The sequence below is a fragment of the Nakamurella sp. genome, from assembly GCF_048594475.1.
In the GTDB taxonomy this organism is placed as follows: domain Bacteria; phylum Actinomycetota; class Actinomycetes; order Mycobacteriales; family Nakamurellaceae; genus Nakamurella.
Map to the genome: position 1 here is coordinate 1 of NZ_JBMDXT010000377.1, position 5,261 is coordinate 5,261.

Here is a 5,261-nt window from a genome sequence, read left to right on the forward strand (position 1 = left end):
GTCGTGCTGGTCGCCACCGGGGCCAGCCCCCGGGTCCTGCCGGACGCGGTCCCGGACGGCGAGCGCATCCTGACCTGGCGGCAGGTCTACTCGCTCAACGAGCTGCCCGACCACCTGATCGTCATCGGCTCCGGGGTGACCGGCGCCGAGTTCGCCTCGGCCTACACCGAAATGGGCGTGAAGGTCACCCTGGTCTCCAGCCGGGACCGGGTGCTGCCGTCCGAGGACGCCGATGCGGCGGCCGTCATCGAGCAGGTGTTCTCCGCCCGCGGCAGCGTCCTGGCCAAGCGGGCCCGGGCCCGGTCGGTGCGCAACACCGGCGGCGGGGTCGTGGTGACGCTGGAGGACGGCCGCGAGATCGAGGGCTCGCACGCCCTGATGACCGTCGGCGCGGTGCCCAACACCCGCAAGATCGGTCTGGAGAAGACCGGGATCGCGCTGAACGCCGGCGGGTTCATCGAGGTCGACAAGGTCTCCCGCACGTCCGTGCCGGGGATCTACGCGGCCGGCGACTGCACCGGGGTGTTCATGCTGGCCTCGGTGGCCGCCATGCAGGGCCGCATCGCGATGTGGCACGCGCTCGGCGAGGGCGTGGCCCCGCTCCGGTTGAAGACGGTGTGCAGCAACGTCTTCACCCACCCCGAGATCGCCACCGTCGGCTATTCCGAGGTCGAGGCGGAGACCGGCCCGGCGCTCGCGCACACCCTGATGATCCCGCTGGCCACCAACGCCCGGGCCAAGATGCTCGGGCTCGAGGAGGGCTTCGTCAAGATCGTCTCCCGGCGGCTGACCGGCATCGTCATCGGCGGGGTGGTGTGCGCCCCGGCCGCATCCGAGCTGATCCTGCCGATCGCCGTCGCGGTGCAGAACCGGCTCACCGTCAAGGATCTGGCCTACACATTCAGCGTCTACCCGTCGCTGTCCGGGTCGATCACCGAGCTGGGCCGGCGGCTGATGCACACCGACGCCGAGGGCATCTGACGGCGCCGACGGCCCGCCACCACCGCGCCTGCACCCGTCCCGGGCGTCTCGGGCGACCGCCCCGGGGCCGGCCGGTTCAGGCCCTGGCCAGCTCCGGGTACATCACCGTCAGCGGCTGGCTCAGGAGGTCCTTGACGGATCGGCTCGTGTCGTCGGCCAGCACCTCGTGGGCGCCGGTCTCCAGCCCGTCGTAGACCGCCCGGACGACGTCCGCCGGATCCTCCTTGTGCACGTCGAGGTCGGCGATCATCGGGGTGTCGGTGTAGCCGAGATGCACGCCGACCACCTGGGTTCCCCGGTCGGCCAGCTCCAGGCGCAGCGAGTTGGTGATCGACCACAGCGCGGCCTTGCTGGCGCTGTAGGCACCGCCGCGGGCGAGCCAGGACAGGGCCGAGTGGATGTCGACCAGTGCGGCCCCCCGGCCGTCCCGGCCGTTCGCGGCCAGGACCGGGGCGAACGCCGCGGCCACGGCCAGCGGGCCGAACACGTTGGTCTCGAACAGCTCCCGCACGCCGGCCAGGTCGGCGGTGAGGTCGGCGTCGAGCAGCGAGGCCGGGCCGGTGGCGCCGGCGTTGTTGACCAGGACGGTCACGTCGCCGGCGGCGGCGACCGCGGCGGCGATGGAATCCGCATCGGTCACGTCCAGCGGCAGCGCGACGACGCGCGGGTCCGCCCACTCCCGGGGCCTGCGGGCCGTGGCGTAGACGGTCCGCGCCCCGCGGGCCAGGGCCTGGCGGACGAACTCGCGGCCCAGGCCGCCGTTGGCGCCGGTGAGGAGCACGACGGCCCCGTCGAGTGTGGTCATGATGGCTCCCGATCTGAGTTGGAGATTCCAACCTAGCATCTCGGTTGGAAATGGCAACTCAGCGGTAGGATGGAGGTCATGACGGACCGGACGGGGCCTGCGGCGGCCTGCCCGATCGCCCGCGCCCTGGCGGTGGTGGGCGAGAAGTGGGCGCTGCTGATCGTCCGGGACGCGCTGGCCGGGGTGACCCGGTTCGCCGACTTCCGCGCCTCCCTCGGCATCGCCCCGGACATGCTGGCCGACCGGCTGGGCAAGCTGGTCGACCACGGCGTGCTCGAGCGCCGCAGCTACCGCGAGCCGGGGGAGCGGGCCCGGGACGAGTACGTGATCACCGACGCCGGGCGGGCGCTCGCGCCGGGCCTCGCCGCGCTGGCCGGCTGGGGCGTCGAGCACCTGCCGGTGGGCCGGCCCTCGCCGTTCCGGTTCGTCGACGCGACCAGCGGGCGCGCCCTGCGGGCGGCCCTGACCGGACCGGACGACCGGCCGGTCGCGCTCGCCGACGTGCGGCTGGACCGGGTCGGGCCGCACACCGGGGCAACCGGCGGTCGCTGACGGGTTGCGGGCCGAACAACCTTGGGTAGCGTCGGCACCGGCACAACGACGAAGGGGTCGAGCTCACATGACCGGTGACGGCATCTCCTCCAGCGCGCGGCTCGGACCGCAGGAGCGCGCGGCCAATTTCGACCGGCTCGGGTCCGAGACGTTCGACGTGGTGATCATCGGCGGTGGGGTGGTCGGCGCCGGGGCCGCGCTGGACGCGGTCACCCGCGGGCTCTCGGTCGCCCTGGTGGAGGCGCGGGACATCGCCTCCGGCACCTCGTCCCGGTCGTCCAAACTCTTCCACGGCGGTCTGCGGTACCTGGAGATGTTCGAGTTCGGCCTGGTCAAGGAGGCGCTGGCCGAACGCGAGCTGATGCTGACCAAGATCTGCCCGCACCTGGCCAAGCCGGTCTCGTTCCTCTACCCGCTGAGCAAGTCGGTGGTCGAGCGCCCGTACGTGGGCAGCGGCCTGATCCTCTACGACACGATGGGCGGCGCCCGGTCGGTGCCGCGGCACCGGCACCTGACCAGGGCCGGCGCATTGCGGCTGGTCCCCGGGCTGCGCCGGGACGCGCTGGTCGGCGGCATCCGCTACTACGACGGTCAGGTCGACGACGCCCGGCACACGCTGGCCGTCGCCCGCACCGCCGCCGCCTACGGCGCCGTCATCCGCAACTCCACCCAGGTGGTCGGCTTCATCAAGGAGTCCGACCGGGTCGCCGGGGTCCGGGTGCGCGACGTGGAGACCGGGGCCGAGACCGACGTCAAGGCCCGGGCGGTCATCAACGCGGCCGGGGTGTGGACCGACGAGCTGCAGCGCCTGTCCGGCGGGCGCGGGCGGTTCAAGGTCCGCGCGTCCAAGGGCGTGCACCTGGTGGTGCCCCGGGACCGGATCGCCTCGGAGAGCGGCATCATCCTCAAGACCGAGAAGTCCGTGCTGTTCGTCATCCCGTGGAAGTCGCACTGGATCATCGGCACCACCGACACCGACTGGAAGCTCGACCTGGCCCATCCGGCCGCGACCAAGGCCGACATCGACTACATCCTCGAACACGTCAACAAGGTGCTGGCCGTCCCGGTGACCCACGACGACATCGAGGGCGTCTACGCCGGGCTCCGGCCGCTGCTGGCCGGGGAGAGCGATCAGTCGTCCAAGCTGTCCCGCGAGCACGCGGTCGCCCGGGTCGCGCCGGGCCTGATCGCCATCGCCGGCGGCAAGTACACGACGTACCGGGTGATGGGCGCCGACGCGGTGGACGCCGCGGGAGAGGACCTGCCCGGGCGGATCAACCCCTCCTGCACGGCGGACGTGCCGCTGGTCGGTGCGCTGGGCTATCAGGCGCTGGTCAACCAGGCCGACCGGCTGGCCGCCCAGCACGGGGTGCACCCTTACCGGATCCGGCACCTGCTCGACCGGTACGGCTCGGAGATCCACGAGCTGCTGGCCCCGGCCTCCGGACCCGACGGCGACCGCTCTCTGCTGCAGCCGATTCCCGGTGCGCCGGACTACCTGCAGGCCGAGGCCCTGTACGCGGCCACGCACGAGGGGGCGCTGCACGTGGAGGACGTGCTGGCCCGCCGCACCCGGATCTCCATCGAGTACGCCCACCGCGGCACCGAGTCCTCCCGCCGGGTCGCCGAGATCATGGCGGGGGTGCTGGGCTGGTCGCCCGAGCAGGTCGAGCACGAGGTGACGGCCTACCAGGCCCGCGTCGACGCCGAGCGCCGCTCGCAGACCGAGCCCGACGACGACTCGGCCGACAAGGTCCGGCTCGAGGCGCCGGAGGTGCGCGGCGGCCTGACCTCCCCGGTCGCCTGACCTCCCCGGCCCCTGACCTCCCGGCTCACCCGGCCTCCCCGGCTCACCCGGCCTCCGGGCTCACCGGGCTCACCCGGCCTTCCGGGCTCACCGGGATCACCCGGCCTCCGGGTTCGCCCGAGTTCGCCGCCGGCCCGACTCCGCGCGCCGCCTTGTCGCGCGGATCATCTCCGCCGGCGCGGACGATGTCGTCGACTTCCGTCCCACCGTTCACATTCGGCTCGAGTTGATCCGCGCAGGGGTGTGGATGCGACGAGATCCACCTCAACTGCGTTCTTCGACCGCTGAGGGGGATCTCGTCCGGCCTGCGCGCCGGCTCCGCCACAGCGTGCGTGGCTGACGGCGGCGGCCACAACCCCCCCGGCGGCGCGGATGAAGTCGTCGACTTCTGCCCCACTGTGCACATTCGGGGCGACTTCGTCCGCGCCGGCGCAGATGATCCGCGCGGTCGGGGGCGGGTTGTCCACAGGGTGAGGCGGCGGGGTTGACCCGGTCGGGCGTGGCCGGGACGCTCGGCGGGTGCGGCGCTCCGAACGGTCCCCCGGGTGGCCGGCCGGGCTGAGCGACCTGGTCGATGCGGCCGCCGATCTGGTGCTGCCCCGCCCGTGCCCGGGTGGGGGGGGGGCCGGCCGGGGTGGCTCGGTTTCCCCGGCGCGGCTGCCCGGCCCCCCGCGGCGGGTGCGGCCGCCCGAGCAACTCGCCGACGCGCACCGGCTGCCGCCGCTCTGGGCGCTGGCCCGGTATGCCGGTCCGGTGCGGGCGGCGATCCTGGCCGGCAAGGAGAAGGGCCGGCGCGACCTGCCGGCGCGGCTCGGACCGGCTCTGGGCGATGCGGTGCGGCAGCTGCACGCCTGGGGCGCGATCGGCGACCCGGTCTGGCTGGTGCCCGCACCGAGCCGGCCGGCCGCGTCCCGGCGCCGGGGCGGAGATCCGGTGCACGCGATGGCCACCGCGGCGGCCCGGTCGGCGGCCGTCGCCGGCCTGCCGACCGGGGTGGCGCCCTGCCTCGTCACGGCCGGGCGGGCGCGCGACTCGGTCGGCCTGGACGCCGCCGCGCGGCAGCGCAACCTCGCCGGCCGGGTGCGCCTGGTCGGCCGCCTGACCCCGCCGCCCGGG

General features: G+C 74.1%; 5 protein-coding genes. 4 read left to right on the forward strand and 1 reads right to left on the reverse strand.

Annotation, left to right across the window (positions count from 1 at the left end):
- On the forward strand, positions 1-981 hold a 981-nt coding region (locus ACOJUF_RS16930; RefSeq protein ID WP_420122996.1), incomplete at its 5' end, for an NAD(P)H-quinone dehydrogenase.
- 76 nt (positions 982-1,057) lie between these two features.
- Here ACOJUF_RS16930 and ACOJUF_RS16935 read toward each other — a convergent pair.
- The gene (locus ACOJUF_RS16935) at positions 1,058-1,786 is read right to left on the reverse strand and encodes an SDR family oxidoreductase (RefSeq protein WP_420122997.1); all 729 of its coding nucleotides are present in this window, start codon (positions 1,784-1,786) and stop codon (positions 1,058-1,060) included.
- A gap of 78 nt (positions 1,787-1,864) precedes the next feature.
- On the opposite strand from ACOJUF_RS16935, the gene ACOJUF_RS16940 reads away from it, so the two are divergent.
- From ACOJUF_RS16940 to ACOJUF_RS16950, 3 genes are all read left to right on the forward strand, one after another.
- Positions 1,865-2,338 (forward strand): winged helix-turn-helix transcriptional regulator, encoded by a 474-nt coding sequence (locus ACOJUF_RS16940; protein ID WP_420122998.1) that lies wholly within the window; start codon positions 1,865-1,867, stop codon positions 2,336-2,338.
- A gap of 67 nt (positions 2,339-2,405) precedes the next feature.
- Complete coding sequence (locus ACOJUF_RS16945) at positions 2,406-4,145, forward strand: glycerol-3-phosphate dehydrogenase/oxidase (RefSeq protein WP_420122999.1); 1,740 nt, start codon at positions 2,406-2,408, stop codon at positions 4,143-4,145.
- A 519-nt stretch (positions 4,146-4,664) separates the two neighbouring features.
- On the forward strand, positions 4,665-5,261 hold a 597-nt coding region (locus ACOJUF_RS16950), incomplete at its 3' end, for a ComF family protein (protein ID WP_420123000.1).